The sequence below is a fragment of the Shewanella sp. MBTL60-007 genome, from assembly GCF_019654915.1.
Classification (GTDB): Bacteria; Pseudomonadota; Gammaproteobacteria; order Enterobacterales; family Shewanellaceae; genus Shewanella.
Genome location: NZ_BPET01000001.1, coordinates 1 through 15,184, shown reverse-complemented (window position 1 = coordinate 15,184; position 15,184 = coordinate 1). Strand labels below are relative to the sequence as shown.

The 15,184-nt window shown below is 44.8% G+C and carries 15 protein-coding genes and 2 rRNA genes; 12 read left to right on the top strand and 5 right to left on the bottom strand.

What is annotated here, in order from left to right:
* Nucleotides 1–99: 99 nt before the first annotated feature.
* The 3 genes from K5Q92_RS00085 to K5Q92_RS00075 form a co-directional block, all read right to left on the bottom strand.
* Nucleotides 100–1,155, bottom strand: coding sequence for an MJ1255/VC2487 family glycosyltransferase (locus tag K5Q92_RS00085; protein ID WP_220767017.1), 1,056 nt, complete (start codon nt 1,153–1,155; stop codon nt 100–102).
* Nucleotides 1,156–1,164: 9 nt separating this feature from the next.
* On the bottom strand, nt 1,165–1,674 hold the full coding sequence (locus tag K5Q92_RS00080; RefSeq protein WP_220767016.1) for a phosphatase PAP2 family protein: 510 nt from the start codon (nt 1,672–1,674) through the stop codon (nt 1,165–1,167).
* A gap of 194 nt (nt 1,675–1,868) precedes the next feature.
* Nucleotides 1,869–2,120, bottom strand: coding sequence for a uroporphyrinogen decarboxylase (locus K5Q92_RS00075; protein ID WP_220767015.1), 252 nt, complete (start codon nt 2,118–2,120; stop codon nt 1,869–1,871).
* A 339-nt stretch (nt 2,121–2,459) separates the two neighbouring features.
* On the opposite strand from K5Q92_RS00075, the gene rraA reads away from it, so the two are divergent.
* The 12 genes from rraA to hemB all read left to right on the top strand — a co-directional run bounded on the left by rraA (nt 2,460) and on the right by hemB (nt 13,241).
* A complete protein-coding gene (rraA, locus tag K5Q92_RS00070) occupies nt 2,460–2,945 on the top strand; it encodes a ribonuclease E activity regulator RraA (protein ID WP_202721254.1) in 486 nt (161 codons plus the stop codon).
* A 139-nt stretch (nt 2,946–3,084) separates the two neighbouring features.
* The gene (locus tag K5Q92_RS00065) at nt 3,085–4,119 is read left to right on the top strand and encodes a formimidoylglutamase (RefSeq protein ID WP_220767014.1); all 1,035 of its coding nucleotides are present in this window, start codon (nt 3,085–3,087) and stop codon (nt 4,117–4,119) included.
* Nucleotides 4,120–4,322: 203 nt separating this feature from the next.
* Nucleotides 4,323–5,078: a bifunctional demethylmenaquinone methyltransferase/2-methoxy-6-polyprenyl-1,4-benzoquinol methylase UbiE gene (gene ubiE / locus K5Q92_RS00060; protein ID WP_220767013.1), complete on the top strand. Its 756-nt coding sequence runs from the start codon at nt 4,323–4,325 to the stop codon at nt 5,076–5,078.
* Nucleotides 5,079–5,089: 11 nt separating this feature from the next.
* Nucleotides 5,090–5,713, top strand: coding sequence for an SCP2 domain-containing protein (locus tag K5Q92_RS00055; protein WP_220767012.1), 624 nt, complete (start codon nt 5,090–5,092; stop codon nt 5,711–5,713).
* Nucleotides 5,710–7,359: a ubiquinone biosynthesis regulatory protein kinase UbiB gene (ubiB, locus tag K5Q92_RS00050; protein WP_220767011.1), complete on the top strand. Its 1,650-nt coding sequence runs from the start codon at nt 5,710–5,712 to the stop codon at nt 7,357–7,359. The genes K5Q92_RS00055 and ubiB overlap by 4 nt, the downstream gene beginning before the upstream one ends.
* Nucleotides 7,360–7,420: 61 nt before the next feature.
* Entirely contained in the window at nt 7,421–7,690 is a 270-nt protein-coding gene (gene tatA, locus K5Q92_RS00045; protein ID WP_220767010.1) for a Sec-independent protein translocase subunit TatA, read from the top strand.
* Nucleotides 7,691–7,696: 6 nt separating this feature from the next.
* Nucleotides 7,697–8,092: a Sec-independent protein translocase protein TatB gene (tatB, locus tag K5Q92_RS00040; RefSeq protein WP_220767009.1), complete on the top strand. Its 396-nt coding sequence runs from the start codon at nt 7,697–7,699 to the stop codon at nt 8,090–8,092.
* A gap of 3 nt (nt 8,093–8,095) precedes the next feature.
* Entirely contained in the window at nt 8,096–8,857 is a 762-nt protein-coding gene (gene tatC / locus K5Q92_RS00035) for a twin-arginine translocase subunit TatC (RefSeq protein WP_220767008.1), read from the top strand.
* A 177-nt stretch (nt 8,858–9,034) separates the two neighbouring features.
* Complete coding sequence (locus tag K5Q92_RS00030; RefSeq protein WP_220767007.1) at nt 9,035–9,541, top strand: type VI secretion protein; 507 nt, start codon at nt 9,035–9,037, stop codon at nt 9,539–9,541.
* Entirely contained in the window at nt 9,541–10,335 is a 795-nt protein-coding gene (locus tag K5Q92_RS00025; protein ID WP_220767006.1) for a TatD family hydrolase, read from the top strand. Before K5Q92_RS00030 ends, K5Q92_RS00025 begins: the two co-directional genes overlap by 1 nt.
* Entirely contained in the window at nt 10,335–12,206 is a 1,872-nt protein-coding gene (locus K5Q92_RS00020; RefSeq protein ID WP_220767005.1) for a diguanylate cyclase, read from the top strand. The genes K5Q92_RS00025 and K5Q92_RS00020 overlap by 1 nt, the downstream gene beginning before the upstream one ends.
* 24 nt (nt 12,207–12,230) lie before the next feature.
* Entirely contained in the window at nt 12,231–13,241 is a 1,011-nt protein-coding gene (hemB, locus tag K5Q92_RS00015) for a porphobilinogen synthase (protein ID WP_028766639.1), read from the top strand.
* Between the two features lie 1,568 nt (nt 13,242–14,809).
* On the opposite strand, the gene rrf is transcribed toward hemB, so the two are convergent.
* Nucleotides 14,810–14,925, bottom strand: a 5S ribosomal RNA gene (rrf, locus tag K5Q92_RS00010).
* A gap of 143 nt (nt 14,926–15,068) precedes the next feature.
* Nucleotides 15,069–15,184: ribosomal RNA gene (locus K5Q92_RS00005) — 23S ribosomal RNA — on the bottom strand; the annotation flags it as partial.

Genomic DNA, 15,184 nt, shown 5'->3' with positions numbered 1-15,184 from the left:
TTAACTAAAATCGACATAGATAAGTTAATTATACGCCTTTAGTCAGCTTAATTCTAAAGCGCGAGTGAGGCTCGGCTTACCATTCGCCCTTTCCCTCTTCTAAGGGCTTTTTTTCTGCCAACTCGTCGGTAAGCACACCTCTTGCCAAAGAGATTGGCATAAGCCCTCTGGCCGACTCCAATCCCCTCGAAGTAACCAGGACACCAATGCATCTCCCACCTCTGGATAATGAATAGCCTCGGGCATAGGCGCTTTTAACCAGCGTCGTAATGCTTGGGGATCTAAACTCATTTTCATGCACTCGGCAGCGCCAAGCAATTCTAGTGCAGCCACATTTGATAGCTGCTCAAACTGTCCAAGTAAGGGTTTAATGAGCAATTTTTTACCCAATGTTAGCGCCTCACTAGACAACTCGAATCCCGCATTACCAATGACTCCACCGCAGCTCGCCATCTCCCTCTTAAACCCCACCCTATCGAATCCATGCCAGCGAATATGTTCAGGTAGTACTGTGGAGGGTTTACATGCGTGATAAACCAAGAAGGTGTAGTTAGCGAAGGGAGCTAAAAACTCAACAATTTCATCTGCCGACTCAAATGGGAGATAAACTAGGATCTGATGGGTTATTTGTTGTTCAACTTTATCGACCTCAACAAAAGGCGGCAAAATTGGAAAGCCAAAGTGATGCCAATGGCAGCCAAGCGCTATATCCACGGGGGCGAAATAACTTAACATGAAGTCACTCAACCAGTTATCACCTACCTTAGGCACTGCATATTTCAACGCGGCTTGGTGACTGATACCGATTGACGGAACCCCTTGGTTTTTAGCAGCCCAAGCCGATACCGGTTCAAAATCATTTAACAGCAGATCGTAGCCGCTTAAATCCAAGCGCTTAACATCCTTGATAAAGCCTAACCAAGCATTGTCTTTTGCAGTTTTTGCCACACTTACGCGACCATTTTCAGTGGCAAAAGTTAACCCAGATTGCACCCGATATTGACCAAAACACTGCATATCAAAAAAATGCTCAGGTGAACGACCAGAAAAGAAAAAATCAACATCTACGCCCTGACGCTGTAGCGCTTTAGCCATCACTCTTGCCCGACTGAGATGGCCATTTCCCGTACCTTGAACCCCATAAAGAATTCGCAAGCTGACCTCCTAAGTAATTTGCTGACCAACAATAACCGCAGTCACTCCAAGTACAGATCCTGCGAAAATATCCATTGGGTAATGCACACCCAACACCACCCGAGAAAGACCGATAGCAAATGCCCAAGTGACGGCAACATAAATAAGCGCTGGGTAGATGAGATAAATACTGGTCGCCATCACAAAGGCAGCGGCTGTATGACCAGAAGGTAGACTGAATTTATCCGCAGGCTCAAAACTCGCCACGCCATCGGCTAACGCATGACAGGGGCGCGGACGGCGAATAATATTCTTTAGTAACAGGTAGAGAGGCAGCTCAACAATAAACCCTGCAAGCATGGAATAAAGCAGTGATTCGCCTTTGTCATCAAATATTAGAAACAGCACTGCAAGATACAAATATAGCGAACCATTACCCGAAGCTGACACAGAAAGAGCCAACTTCTCGAGGCCATGTTCTCGCCCCTTGCGCACAACTAAGCGATACAAGTTCTGATCAAACGAATTTATCGAAGTCATCGCAACCTCCCAGTTACTATGACTGTAAGGCTATGGAAGCTCCATGACACACAAGTGACAACTTATCTAAAGTTTTATGACATCAGAGTGATGATACGTCAGAGATTCTCGAAGTGTAAAATTAGCTCGGCTAGGATTACGAGTAGGTGTATCCAGCCTGAATAATGGAAGATCAGGCTGGAGTTCTGCAGATATTATTCTGAGGCGAGTTGTGGGTTGTTGCGGTTACGATATAGCTTAAGCAAATGATAAACGTTGATGCAGGCAACAAATGCATTCATCCCCGCAACAGGCCAAGCTTCAATAGATGCACCATAAATGACAAACAATGCACAACCGGTAAAGTTTAGACATCTTAGCCAGATAATGTCTTTCATCATAAGTGAAATCGCAACCATCACTGATGCAGAATAACCGATGATTTCAATAGTATTAACAGCTTCCATAAGGCACCTTCTATTAGGCCCTATGCCTTCCCTATGCTAATCGGGGGATCCGTGCCCCTAAAGCGGCTCAAAATTTGAGTTTAAGTTAAATTATCTGATGACATGCTAACAAAAAAGATGACCAACTGTAATAAAAAAACGTCATATAATGACCTGAATCATATTTTGGATGTTTTTTTAACCAGCAAGGAGAAATATTACCACAACCTATGCGAACGCCGTCTTTATAGACAATTGCGTGATTGATAACACTTTTCTTTTTAAGAATCCCTTATATACTGAGTGCAACTACTTGTTTGCTCGGACTTCTGAGCATCTCTATCTATCAGGAGTGTTCTTATGGAATACAACACCTCAGAACTTTGTGACACTTATATCGATGTCGTTGATGTTGTCGAACCCATGTTCAGCAATTATGGTGGTTGTAACTCTTTCGGTGGCTCTATAAGCACCGTCAAATGCTTTGAAGACAATGGCCTTATCATTGATGCACTTCAGGAAGATGGAGAGGGGAAAGTACTACTTGTCGATGGCGGTGGCTCACTGCGCCGTGCACTACTTGACTCTACCATTGCAGAAGCTGCTGTTGCGAATAACTGGGAAGGCATCATCATTTACGGTTCAGTGCGCGATGTCGATGCATTAGAAGATCTAGATATCGGTATCCAAGCATTAGCCTCTATTCCAGTCGGCGCCGATAGTAATGCCGTTGGTGAGCTTGAGATCCCTGTAAACTTTGGTGGTGTAACTTTCTTACCAGGCGATCACGTCTATGCTGATAACACGGGTATCATTTTGTCACCAGAGCCGCTAGACATTGACTAGCAGCCTTTGCCAAAGCAAATGAATCAGAGCCAGTCCTAAGTGACTGGCTTTTTTATATCCTAAACAAGCTGGGCTTGCAGCCAAAATTTAAGCGCTTAAACTAGAGGCTAAATGATAAGCTCAAAATAAGAATAACAAGATGCAGTATTTAAGCCTCTTCAGCACCACTAAACTATCAAGTCTAATCAATACCCGAGAGGGTGAGGTCAAGCTTGGAGAAGTCGTTCAGCTAGCAGACGTTTCGCTGAACCTAAGCGCGAATCTAGCTCACGCAAAAGCCAATGGTGCTCGCTTTGTGATCATAGGGATAGGCGAAGATATAGGTCCTCGCGCTAACTTAGGCCGTGGCGGTGCCGATGACGCTTTTGATAGCGCTATGGCACAGTTTCTCAACTTGCAATCGAACCGGTTCTTAAGCGGCGAGCAATGCCTAGTGCTAGGACAAGTCGATACCCAAGACCTGCAGCTTCCTCCTAATGCGAGCCCGGAGTCATTAAGAAACAGGGTCGAACAATTAGATCTGCGAGTGATAGAACTGCTCACAGCAGTATTTAGTGCAGGGCTTGAGCCTATCGTCATCGGTGGTGGCCACAATAACGCTTACGGTTTACTGATGGCAGCAAAAGCTGGGCTTAAGCGCCCCATTGCCGCGGTCAACCTCGACCCTCATTCCGATTTTAGACCAAAGGAAGGTCGCCATAGTGGTAACGGTTTTAGTTATGCCGCTGCCTCAGGCGCACTAGGCTACTATCATGTTCTGGGTTTACACGAACTTAAAAATAGCGAAGCGACATTAGAGCAACTAAAAGTGTTTGGCGGCCACTGGCATAGCTTGCAGCAAATTTGGGTTCGACGAGAGCTCAGTGTCGAGACTGCAGTAAAAAACATCTCCGATGCTTTAAACAATACCCAACTCCCCGTCGCTATAGAGCTTGATCTCGACGCCATAACCAATATGCCAAGCAGCGCTTCTACAGCGGCTGGAGTCCCCCTACTCGATGCCCTGTTCTATGTCAGCTACATAGCTAAACATTGCCCAACTGCGTACCTGCACTTAGCTGAAGCCGCACCTAGCTGTCATGTTGCCGGCACTGCAGCGGGACACCGTGAAACAGGCCAAAGCATCAGTGAATTGATCTACTCCTACATCAGTGGACGTATTAATGCACTGTAGCTAGTAATAATTATTCAACATTGATAGATATTGTGGTGTAATGCGCTGTCAATTTTTCGATAGGCTGCGCTAACGCGCATTTTCTTATTATTGGTCAGCCGATAGCTAACATGCGTCACAGAGTGATAGATGAAAGATTCAGCAATTCACTTTGATGACTTACAATCGCAACAATTTCATTGTTAACGTATAGGAACAGATAGATGTCAGAGGACACTTCAAACAGCACTCACTTCGGTTATAAAACAGTAGAAGCCGAAAAGAAAGCCGACTTGGTTGCTGGCGTATTCCATTCTGTCGCGGCAAAGTACGACATCATGAATGACGTTATGTCTTTCGGTATCCACCGCATGTGGAAGCGATTCACTATCGAAAGTGCAGGTGCACGTCCAGGCATGAAAGTATTGGATCTCGCTGGCGGCACTGGTGATTTAACGGCTAAGTTTTCTCGCATCGTTGGCGAAACAGGCCAGGTAACCTTAGCCGACATTAATGATTCAATGCTTAAGGTCGGTCGTGAAAAACTACGTGACAAAGGCATTGTTGGTAACGTCAATTACGTTCAAGCTAACGCTGAAGCACTGCCGTTTCCAGACAACCACTTTGATATCATCACCATCGCTTTTGGTCTACGAAATGTGACCGATAAAGATGCTGCAATCGCTTCTATGCTACGAGTACTAAAGCCAGGTGGAAAGTTACTTGTACTTGAATTCTCAAAGCCGCAGCACGAAATCATGCGCAAGGTTTATGACATTTATAGCTTCAAAGTGCTACCAAAGATGGGTTCTCTAATCACTCAAGATGCTGACAGCTACGAGTATCTAGCTGAGTCAATCCGCATGCATCCTGATCAAGAGACTTTGAAGCAGATGATGGAAAATGCCGGCTTTGAGCAGGTCAACTACACCAATATGACTGACGGTATTGTTGCCTTACATAAGGGCTATAAATTCTGATAGGACTCACTATGTCTCGTGACTTGTCATTATTGGCCTGCGCCGCGATAGAGATCAGCTTAAACAAGCTGATCTCTCAAACTCCTGAAGAATACGCTAACTTACGTAGCATTCATGGCAAAGTGCTATGCATCCAGCTATCACAACTTAACTGGCCGCTGTACTTTCTATTTTCAAAAGAGATCCTCGTACTCTCTCGCTACGAAGGCGAAGTCACCACTAAAGTGAATGCCGATGCCACCACCCTCTACCAACTGACAGAGGGCGCAAACCTCACTGAACTTATCAAACAAGATAAACTCAGTCTCGAGGGGGATTTAAACCTGTTACAGACATTCAGCCACTATATGCAACAGGTTGAAGTAGACTTTGCAGAGCCCCTTTCACACTATATTGGTGATGCACCCACGCACTTTATTCATCAAGGCTTTAAACAAGCCAAGCGGGATGTAAAGGGTGTACTGTTCAAGACTCGCTCACATCTAGGTCAACTTGCGACCGAGGAGTATCGACTTGCTCCTCACAAGCTCGAATTTATCCATTTAAGTGATAGAATCGAAGACCTCAGCGCCGATGTGGAGGCGACTGCGATACGGATAGACCAGCTTATCAATAGGGTAAAAACCAAACCATGACAGTAAAAAGTATCAGGCGCGCTTATCACGTAATCCGTATTGCATTGCACTACGGGCTAGATGATTTAATTCCCTCTAAGTTAACGCCTTGGTACTTCAAACTACTAAGGTATTGCTTCTTTTGGCTGCGAAATCAACATAAAGACAAAGTCGGTGGCGAGCGCCTCAAGCTTGCGATGCAAGAGCTTGGTCCGGTTTACATCAAGTTTGGCCAGATGCTATCAACCCGTAGAGATCTGCTGTCAGATGAGTGGGCGGAAGAGTTGGCGATGCTGCAAGATCGGGTGCCTCCCTTTGATTCTGCGATTGCTAGAGCTTCAATTGAAGCCGAGCTTGGCGCTCCCATCGAAACTTACTTCGATGATTTTGATAACACACCGCTGGCTTCGGCCTCAATCTCCCAGGTCCATACTGCTACGCTGAAATCTAATGGCGCCGCTGTTGTACTCAAAGTATTACGCCCTGATGTTGAGCAAAAGGTGCATGCAGACCTTCTGCTTATGTCTCAAGCCGCTGACTTTCTTGAGACTCTACTCGGTGCCAACAATCGTTTACGTCCAGCTGAGGTTGTCGAGGATTACCGCACCACTATCGAAGGCGAACTAAATTTAAAGCTTGAAGCACTAAATGCCATCAAGCTACGCAATAACTTCATAGATTCTAACGCACTCTATATCCCCTATATGTACGAAGAGTTGTGCTTTACGCGCCTCATCGTTATGGAACGTATCGATGGTATTCCCGTATCGGATAAAGTGGCATTAGAAGCCCAAGGCACCAACCTTAAACTACTCGCTGAACGCGGAGTTGAACTGTTCTTCACTCAAGTTTTCCGCGATAACTTCTTCCATGCAGATATGCACCCCGGCAATGTCTTTGTTAGCAGAGAGCATCCTAACGATCCTTTCTATATAGGTTTGGATTGCGGCATTATGGGAACGCTAACCGAAGAAGATAAACGCTACTTAGCCGAAAACTTCCTAGCCTTCTTTAATCGTGACTATCGTCGTATTGCTCAACTCTACATAGAATCGGGCTGGGTTAGCCCTGAAACGGATGTTGGCGCTTTTGAGCAAGCGGTAAAGGTGGTTTGCGAGCCAATGTTTAATAAACCGCTGGATGAGATCTCATTTGGTCACGTCTTGCTAGAACTATTTAGAACTGCCCGCCGTTTCGATATGGTTGTGCAACCGCAATTAGTTTTACTAGAGAAAACACTACTTTACATCGAAGGGCTAGGACGTCAGCTCTATCCTCAACTCGATTTATGGCAGACAGCTAAACCTTTTCTTGAGCAGTGGATGTCTGAACAGGTCGGCCCCAAGGTAATGGCAGCAAAAGTTAAACAAAAACTGCCATATTGGACCGAACAATTGCCTGAGTTACCCGAACTTATCTATGACAATTTAAAAATGGGCCGCGACCTATCTAAAAATCAAAATAAATTGTTAGATCGATATCTCAAACATCAGCAAAAAGCGCATAAAAGTAACTATCTTTTGATTACATCGGCTGTTTTAGTGATCTGTGGCACTATTTTGTTAAACCAAGGCGCTACACTATGGCCCTCTTATGGCAGTATTGGCATAGGCATCACTCTGTGGGTGCTGGGATGGCGATCAAGACCAAAGAATCGCAAATTTTAGCTAGACCTAAATAACTAAAGGTTCATAATAGAACCAGTAATCTAATTAAGAGGATTCATCCATGGGTGGCATTAGTATTTGGCAACTTCTTATCATTGCTTTAATTGTCGTATTATTGTTTGGAACTAAGAAGTTACGTTCACTAGGCGGCGATTTAGGTGGTGCAGTTAAGGGCTTTAAGAACGCCATGTCTTCTGAAGAAGAGAAGAAGGCTATAGAAGAAAACGCGACTGACAAGCCAGCTGCTGACACTGCAAAAGTGACAGACACTGCAAAAGTTGCAGAGACAGCCGAGAAAAAGGCTGAGTCTAAGGGCAAAGAACAGGCGTAATCGACTATGTTCGACGGTATCGGCTTTATGGAGTTGCTGCTGATTGGGATCTTGGGCCTAGTTGTACTTGGCCCTGAAAGACTCCCAACTGCGGTGCGCTCAATTTCTAGCTGGATCCGCGCCATGAAAAAAATGGCTAACTCGGTAAAAGACGAATTAGAGCAGGAGCTTAAGATTGAGCAACTGCACTCTGATTTGAAAAATGCAGAGAGTCAGGGTTTAAAGAACCTCTCTCCAGAGTTACAGGATTCAATCGATCAATTAAAAGAAGCGGCTCAATCCGTTAATCGTCCTTATCAAGTAGAAGACGTTCCTGCGGCTAAGGATACTCCAGCCAAAGAAACCCCGACTGCAGAGACAAGTTCGACAACGAGTGCTAATTCAGACAAACCTAACGGGTAGTCCATGTCACAACAGCAGCCATTAATCAGCCACCTGCTTGAGTTACGCACTAAGTTACTGCGAGCAATTGGTAGTGTTCTTTTGGTGTTTATCTGCTTGGTATATTGGGCCAACGATATTTACCATTATATGGCCACACCCTTGATGCAGGCTTTGCCAGAATCAAGCAGTATGATTGCAACCGATGTTGCAGCGCCATTTTTTGCCCCATTTAAATTGACCTTAGTACTGTCGTTTTTCATAGCAGTGCCTTACGTTCTTTATCAAGTGTGGTCATTTGTCGCGCCAGGTCTATATAAGCATGAGAAGCGCTTGGTTATGCCTCTGCTAGCGAGCAGCACGTTACTGTTCTATCTAGGTATTGCCTTCGCCTATTATATTGTTTTCCCTGTAGTCTTTGGATTCTTTACTAGCGTAGCGCCTGATGGTGTTGAAGTTGCTACTGACATCAGCAGTTATTTGAATTTTATTCTCAAACTGTTCTTTGCATTTGGTTTAGCCTTTGAAATCCCTGTGGCAGTAATTCTGTTATGTTGGGCCGGTGTAACGACACCAGAAGAGCTAAAAGAAAAGCGACCCTATATTGTGGTCGGCGCATTTGTCATCGGTATGCTACTGACACCACCAGACATCATCTCTCAAACAATGTTAGCAATTCCGATGCTTATCCTGTTTGAAGGTGGATTATTTGCGGCGCGTTTTTACAGCAAACCAGATGAAGATGAAGATGAAGATGATATTGAGCAGGAAAAATCTGAGTCTTAGCACACTGACTAAATAAGCGCGTATCTAAAAGGTATTATCTCGTAATAAAAGACGTAGATAATACCTTTTTTGTTTTCAGCCTCCCCCCATTACCCCATCACATTTGTGTTTCAATTATCCGAATAAAATGTAAAATCAGTGTGAGTCTATCTATAGAGTAAAAGGAAGTTATTTTTGATGAAAGCACAGCTATTAATACTCACAACGGCATCTTTAATGCTCTCCAGTAGTGCATATGCATCGATCGAAACGCAGTTAGCCAAGTGCGCCTCTATAGAAGATAAACTTGAGCGCTTAATTTGTTATGACAACCTAGCGCAGTCTCTTCAACCAAATAGCACCGTTACAAAGACGCTCCCTGCGACCGAAACAGTTTCGGTCGCCACATCAAGCACAGCTGTCGTTTCTACGACGGGCAGCTCTCAAGATGAGTTTGGCAAAGTTAAAAAGAGCGAAGATGAGGAGATCAATAAGATCTACTTAAATGTAAGTAAGGTTTCCAAAGATGCCTATGGGGCGCTAAAAATCCAATTTACTAACGGCCAAGTCTGGAAACAAACCGACGGCCGCTCATATAGATTAAAGGCCGATCAAACCGTCTATATCGAGAAAGCAGCGCTTGGCTCATTCATGCTCGGCTTAGATGATCGCAACACAACTATTAGAGTAAAGCGCTTAAAGTAATGCCTAAGTATATGGATATAGCTGTCAACTTGATTGGCAGCTCGCTTGAAAAAGATATTCACCGTGTAGTAGAAGATGCAGCTGCACATTCGGTCACTTCTATGGTGGTGATTGGTAGTCATCTAGAAGAGAGTCAGCAAGCAATCGGTCTCTGTGAGCAATTTCCTGAACAGCTCTATAGTACGGCTGGCGTTCACCCTCATCACGCAAGCGAGTGGAAAGCAGATAGTGCGGCTCGGATCCGCAGTTTAGCCCAATCTTCTTGCGTCCTAGCCATAGGTGAATGTGGTTTGGATTATAATCGAGACTTCTCCCCTCGAGACATGCAACGCAAAGCCTTCGCAGAACAACTTGCTCTAGCTGTTGAGCTAAAGATGCCGGTACTCATGCACGAACGCGATGCTCATGAGGATTTTTTAGCCATTTTAACAGAATACCGCCCACACCTACCGGCAGCCTTATTGCATTGCTTTACAGGGAACAAACAATCACTCGATGCTTACCTAGAGCAAGACATTTATCTAGGGATCACCGGTTGGGTCTGTGATGAACGTAGAGGGCAAGAACTAGCCTCAATAGTTCCTTATATTCCTGATGAGCGCTTGTTAATAGAGACCGACAGCCCTTACCTCTTACCCAGAAGTATGCGTCCAAAGCCCAAATCCAGTAAAAATGAACCTAAATACCTCCCTTATATTGCTCAGTATATTGCCGATCTTAGAAAACAGAGTATTGATGACTTTTCAGCTGTAACCTATAAAAATAGCCGAACGTTTTTTGGTTTAGAGTATTAATGCAGGCCCAATATCTACTGTTGGTTATAGCTCTATTGTTCTTTTCCAGCCTCACAGCAGCTAAAGAACCGCTACTTATTGATGAGCATACCGCGGATAAAGTTGAACTGACATCTCAGTTATACGTTGCTCAGTTCGATGAGCTTTCTAATATAACCCAGGTAGCGGCATCGTCACCTTTTAGATGGCAAAAATACGATCCGAAGGAAATGAGAGGGATCGCAAAAAAAACCTATTGGATAAAATTTTCATTAACTCAAAAAGCGAGAGTTCCAAGAGAAATGATCTTATCACTCGCTAATCCACACCTCGACTATATTGAATTTTATCACTTTAACGGCTCAACATTGCTTAACCAGTTTCAGGCTGGAGATAGCTTCCCGTTCAGCAGAAGACCCATTTTAAGCACCCAATTGCTGTACTCATTTAACAGCAAGCTAGGAGATACGCATCACTTCTACTTGCGAATCAAGACATCCGGAACATCCAGTTTACCGATAACCTTGTGGGCTAGCGATGCCTACTACCAGGATGCTGAGCGGCATTCAATCTTATATGGTTTTCAAATTGGTGTACTCATGGCGATTGGCATCTTTAGCTTATTGATTGCGGTGACATCACACTCATTCAGCTATAGCTATTATGCTGGCTATGTTCTCTCCATAACCCTTTTTGTGGCCAGCCTACATGGGCTAGCATTTAGGTTTCTCTGGCCTGAGTGGCCACGCATGCAAGAGTTTGCTCTGCCTGCACTGCTAAGCCTTTCAATAATGTTTGCCTTTTTATTCTCTGAAAAGGTCATGCACCTTAAATACCACAATCAAGCCATGCTTAGGTTCTGTCGCGTCAGCGCCGCCATGTCTGTACTACTGCTTTTTATTGGTCTACTACTCGACTACTCGACCGCATTAACGCTCAATATTTATGCGGTCATGTTATCTAGCGTAATGTTAATGTACATGTCTCTAGCGCAAGCATTCAAAGGTAATAAATTAGCAAAGCTATTTGCCATTGGTTGGGCTGGTATGATGCTAGGCGCACTTTTATCTGGCGCTATCTATCTAGGCTTTCTTCACTGGGATCTACAAGCTAAAACCCCCTTCATGATAGGGCTGAGCATCGAAGTGATTTTTATGGCAGCGCTACTGGCAATTCGATATAACGATGAACGCCTAGCTAAGTTACAAATACAAAAAGATGCACTACTCCAAGCGAAGAAAGCCCAAGAGATCAAAGAGGAAGCACTTCGCATTGAAGCTAGGGGGAGCGAAAAACTAGCGAAAATGGTGCAAGAGAGAACCCTAGAGCTAGAGATTGCGTTAAGAGAGCTTAATGAGGCGAACCAAAAGCTCACCGAGCAGACAAGGGTAGACAGTCTAACGGGCGTAAAAAATCGTGCATCATTCGATAAACGTATTCTAGCCGAAGGACGAATTAGCCGCCGACAGCAGACGCCCCTTTCAATTTTGATGCTGGATATAGACCGCTTCAAACTAATCAATGATTCCCACGGACACCTAGCTGGTGACCAAGCATTAAGAGTTATCGCCGACAACTTAAAAGAGATTTTAAAGCGACCAACCGATCTAGTGTCACGTTTTGGGGGGGAGGAGTTTGCTATTATATTACCCAACACTGATAAGATAGGTGCGCAACAAGTAGCTGAGACAATAAGAAAAGTTATCAGCGAACTACCTATCAGTTGGGGCGGAAATAAGATCCCTCTAACGGTTAGTATTGGGGTGAGCAGTGAAATCATCACCTCAGAAGAACACACGACTTTATTATTAGAACAAGCAGATAAAGCACTTTATCAAGCAAAGAATGACGGGCGAAATCGAGTAAAGCTATATTGCCCTGATCAAGATTAATATCACCATCGTCTGGAGCTAAATGTGAATATTATTACTAGTGCCTACCCACAACGTAGAATGCGCCGTATGCGTAAACATGAATTTAGTCGTCGTCTAATGGCTGAAAATCAGCTAACAGTCAATGACTTGATCTACCCTATGTTCGTCTTAGAAGGTAACAACCGCACAGAACAGGTCGCTTCTATGCCAGGCGTAGAACGTCTTTCAATTGACCTACTACTAAAAGAAGCTGAAGAGCTAGTAGAGCTTGGCATTCCACTGATCGCATTATTCCCAGTGACTCCAGCTGAGAAAAAAACCTTAATGGCTGAAGAAGCTTACAATGCCGACGCACTGGCTCAACGTGCCGTACGCGCATTGAAGGAAGCATTCCCTCAGCTAGGTGTGATGACAGACGTTGCACTAGATCCATTTACTACCCATGGTCAAGACGGCATCATTGATGAAACCGGCTACATCATGAATGACATCACCACAGAGATCTTAGTCAAGCAAGCATTGTCTCACGCTGAAGCGGGAGCAGATATTGTTGCTCCTTCAGATATGATGGATGGCCGCATTGGCGCTATTCGTAAGGCTCTAGAAGAAGCTGGCCACGTCAATACACAAATCATGGCATATTCGGCTAAATACTCTTCTAACTACTACGGTCCTTTCCGTGACGCAGTAGGCTCAGCAGGCAACCTAAAGGGTGGCAATAAGCACAGCTACCAGATGGACCCAGCTAACAGCGATGAAGCACTACATGAAGTGGCTTTAGATATTCAAGAAGGTGCTGATATGGTTATGGTTAAACCAGGCATGCCATACCTTGATATCGTGCACCGCGTTAAGACTGAGCTTGCAGTGCCAACCTTTGCCTATCAAGTAAGCGGTGAATATGCCATGCATATGGCTGCAATTCAAAACGGTTGGTTAGCAGAAAAGGCTATCGTAATGGAATCATTACTTTGCTTTAAGCGCGCAGGCGCAGATGGCATCCTAACTTACTTCGCGAAACGCGCTGCTCAGTGGTTAAAAGAAGATAAGTAAGCCAATTTAAGCCATACATCTAACAAGCCAGAGCCTCGCTCTGGCTTTTTTATTCCTTACAGCCACCGTCAAATCACTCCATTAGAAAATAACGCTTAGACAAAGCCATAAGCGCTTCTAGCTATATTCTTCCTCGGCAGCGACTCCCATCTTTGCTCCTCATCAAAAAGGAACTAAATCCCTCCTATTCCCCCTTTAAACATAAACTCCTTCTATTATCCCCTCACGGTGGAGAAATTCGGCTTACCTATGAAGATATGAATATAAAAGTTGGGCTTTAAATTGATGGGTAACAGAAAAAGCAACATGCTTTTATCGTATAAGAGTAGGTGGCTTCTTCACTACTCTTTACCAGTAAGACAGGCGCCTAGAAATGGCCAGCTTCGAGCAAGCTCTCCGCGTTCACCCCTTACATCAAACTTCGTTTGATAAGCACAAGGGCTTCACCCTGCGACCGCCACGGATGGCGGAAGTGTCGATATTGTCAGGAACATTTATCGACCTCCACATGGGTACTGAACCTCACTCCGTTCGGGCTTTTTATTTCCCATGTTCTAGTGGTCACCTTTCTCGTTATTTGGCGACTGGAAATGAGCTACTCGGTTCGCGTAGCGAACACATGGGGGCGAAGAAGCCCTGCTCTGGATGCAACGCATTCAAGGGCTTTGAAGCGCGAGTAACTTGTTACGAAGCTGGGGGCAAGGCACATGGCCTTTCCTTGGCATCCATGCCATCAAGGCATTTGTTAGTCCTAAACGTCAGATGTGCCGAATGCCTGAAACGCATGGATGCAGTTTCTGTCCAAGCTCAGCGGCGGGTTGACGTCGGGGGTAGGTATTGCACGTACGTGCTTAAGTAGAAAAGTCACCTTAACCGGTAACGATACATTGATTAGGTAATCTTAATTACTTTTGTGTCGCCCAAACGCAACTCCTCTCTAATCCCATCTATAGCATTCGAGGATAAGTACTTTCTCACTTAATTTGAAGCCTGGAAATGAGCTACTCGGTTCGCGCAGCGAACACATGGGGGTGAAAGTGAGGCGCTTTGAATACGCAGTATTCAGCCCCTCTGCTTTAAGTGAAGAGTGAACGCGGAGAAGCTTGCCTTCGTAGCTGGAGGCAAGGCACATGGATGTGCCGAATGCCTGAAACGCATGGATGCAGTTTCTGGCCCCGCTCAGCGGCGGGGCGACATCGGGAGTCGTTCTTTTCGCGCGACCTATATGGATATAGGAAGTGCCTTAAATTGTCTGGAACAATTTTGGTCAGCGCATATACGAAAAAAGCCCTAGCGTTGTTTGCTAGGGCTTTTTCGCCAATCTTTAGAGAAAAGTTTGGCGCCTGGAAATGGCCAGCTTCGAGCAAGCTCTCCGCGTTCCCCCTTGCATCAAACTTCGTTTGATAAGCACAAGGGCTTCACCCTACTATTTATTATGCCCTCTGGGTACACATGATTTGAAGCATGCTTCGCATGCACTCTCTACTTCCCCATGTTCGTTCGGTCATCTTTCCAGGCAATAACGAAAAAAGCCCGCTACATCGTAGCGGGCTTTCTCGTTAATTAGCGCCTGGAAATGACCTACTCTCACATGGGGAGACCCCACACTACCATCGGCGATACTGTGTTTCACTTCTGAGTTCGGAATGGATTCAGGTGGGACCACAGCTCTATGGTTTCCAGACAAATTTGGTAAATTTGAAAAGCTGGACTCGCTATGCAAGTCTTAAAAATTGGGTTCACACTACATTAAGTGCCACTCTTTTCAGAGTAAGTTCTAATTTTGTCAGAAACATTAGTCTCTCATACAAAACCCATCAGGGTTGTATGGTTAAGCCTCACGAGTCATTAGTATCAGTTAGCTCAACGCCTCACAACGCTTACACACCTGACCTATCAACGTCCTAGTCTCGAACGGCTCTTTAGAGGAATTAAATTCCTAG

Excerpts from the sequence above, each read along its gene's own strand:
- K5Q92_RS00080 (WP_220767016.1), bottom strand. The coding sequence starts at position 1,674 with ATGACTTCGATAAATTCGTTTGATCAGAACTTGTATCGCTTAGTTGTG.
- K5Q92_RS00075 (WP_220767015.1), bottom strand. The coding sequence starts at position 2,120 with ATGGAAGCTGTTAATACTATTGAAATCATCGGTTATTCTGCATCAGTG.
- rraA (WP_202721254.1), top strand. The coding sequence starts at position 2,460 with ATGGAATACAACACCTCAGAACTTTGTGACACTTATATCGATGTCGTT.
- K5Q92_RS00065 (WP_220767014.1), top strand. The coding sequence starts at position 3,085 with ATGCAGTATTTAAGCCTCTTCAGCACCACTAAACTATCAAGTCTAATC.
- ubiE (WP_220767013.1), top strand. The coding sequence starts at position 4,323 with ATGTCAGAGGACACTTCAAACAGCACTCACTTCGGTTATAAAACAGTA.
- K5Q92_RS00055 (WP_220767012.1), top strand. The coding sequence starts at position 5,090 with ATGTCTCGTGACTTGTCATTATTGGCCTGCGCCGCGATAGAGATCAGC.
- ubiB (WP_220767011.1), top strand. The coding sequence starts at position 5,710 with ATGACAGTAAAAAGTATCAGGCGCGCTTATCACGTAATCCGTATTGCA.
- tatA (WP_220767010.1), top strand. The coding sequence starts at position 7,421 with ATGGGTGGCATTAGTATTTGGCAACTTCTTATCATTGCTTTAATTGTC.
- tatB (WP_220767009.1), top strand. The coding sequence starts at position 7,697 with ATGTTCGACGGTATCGGCTTTATGGAGTTGCTGCTGATTGGGATCTTG.
- tatC (WP_220767008.1), top strand. The coding sequence starts at position 8,096 with ATGTCACAACAGCAGCCATTAATCAGCCACCTGCTTGAGTTACGCACT.
- K5Q92_RS00030 (WP_220767007.1), top strand. The coding sequence starts at position 9,035 with ATGAAAGCACAGCTATTAATACTCACAACGGCATCTTTAATGCTCTCC.
- K5Q92_RS00025 (WP_220767006.1), top strand. The coding sequence starts at position 9,541 with ATGCCTAAGTATATGGATATAGCTGTCAACTTGATTGGCAGCTCGCTT.
- K5Q92_RS00020 (WP_220767005.1), top strand. The coding sequence starts at position 10,335 with ATGCAGGCCCAATATCTACTGTTGGTTATAGCTCTATTGTTCTTTTCC.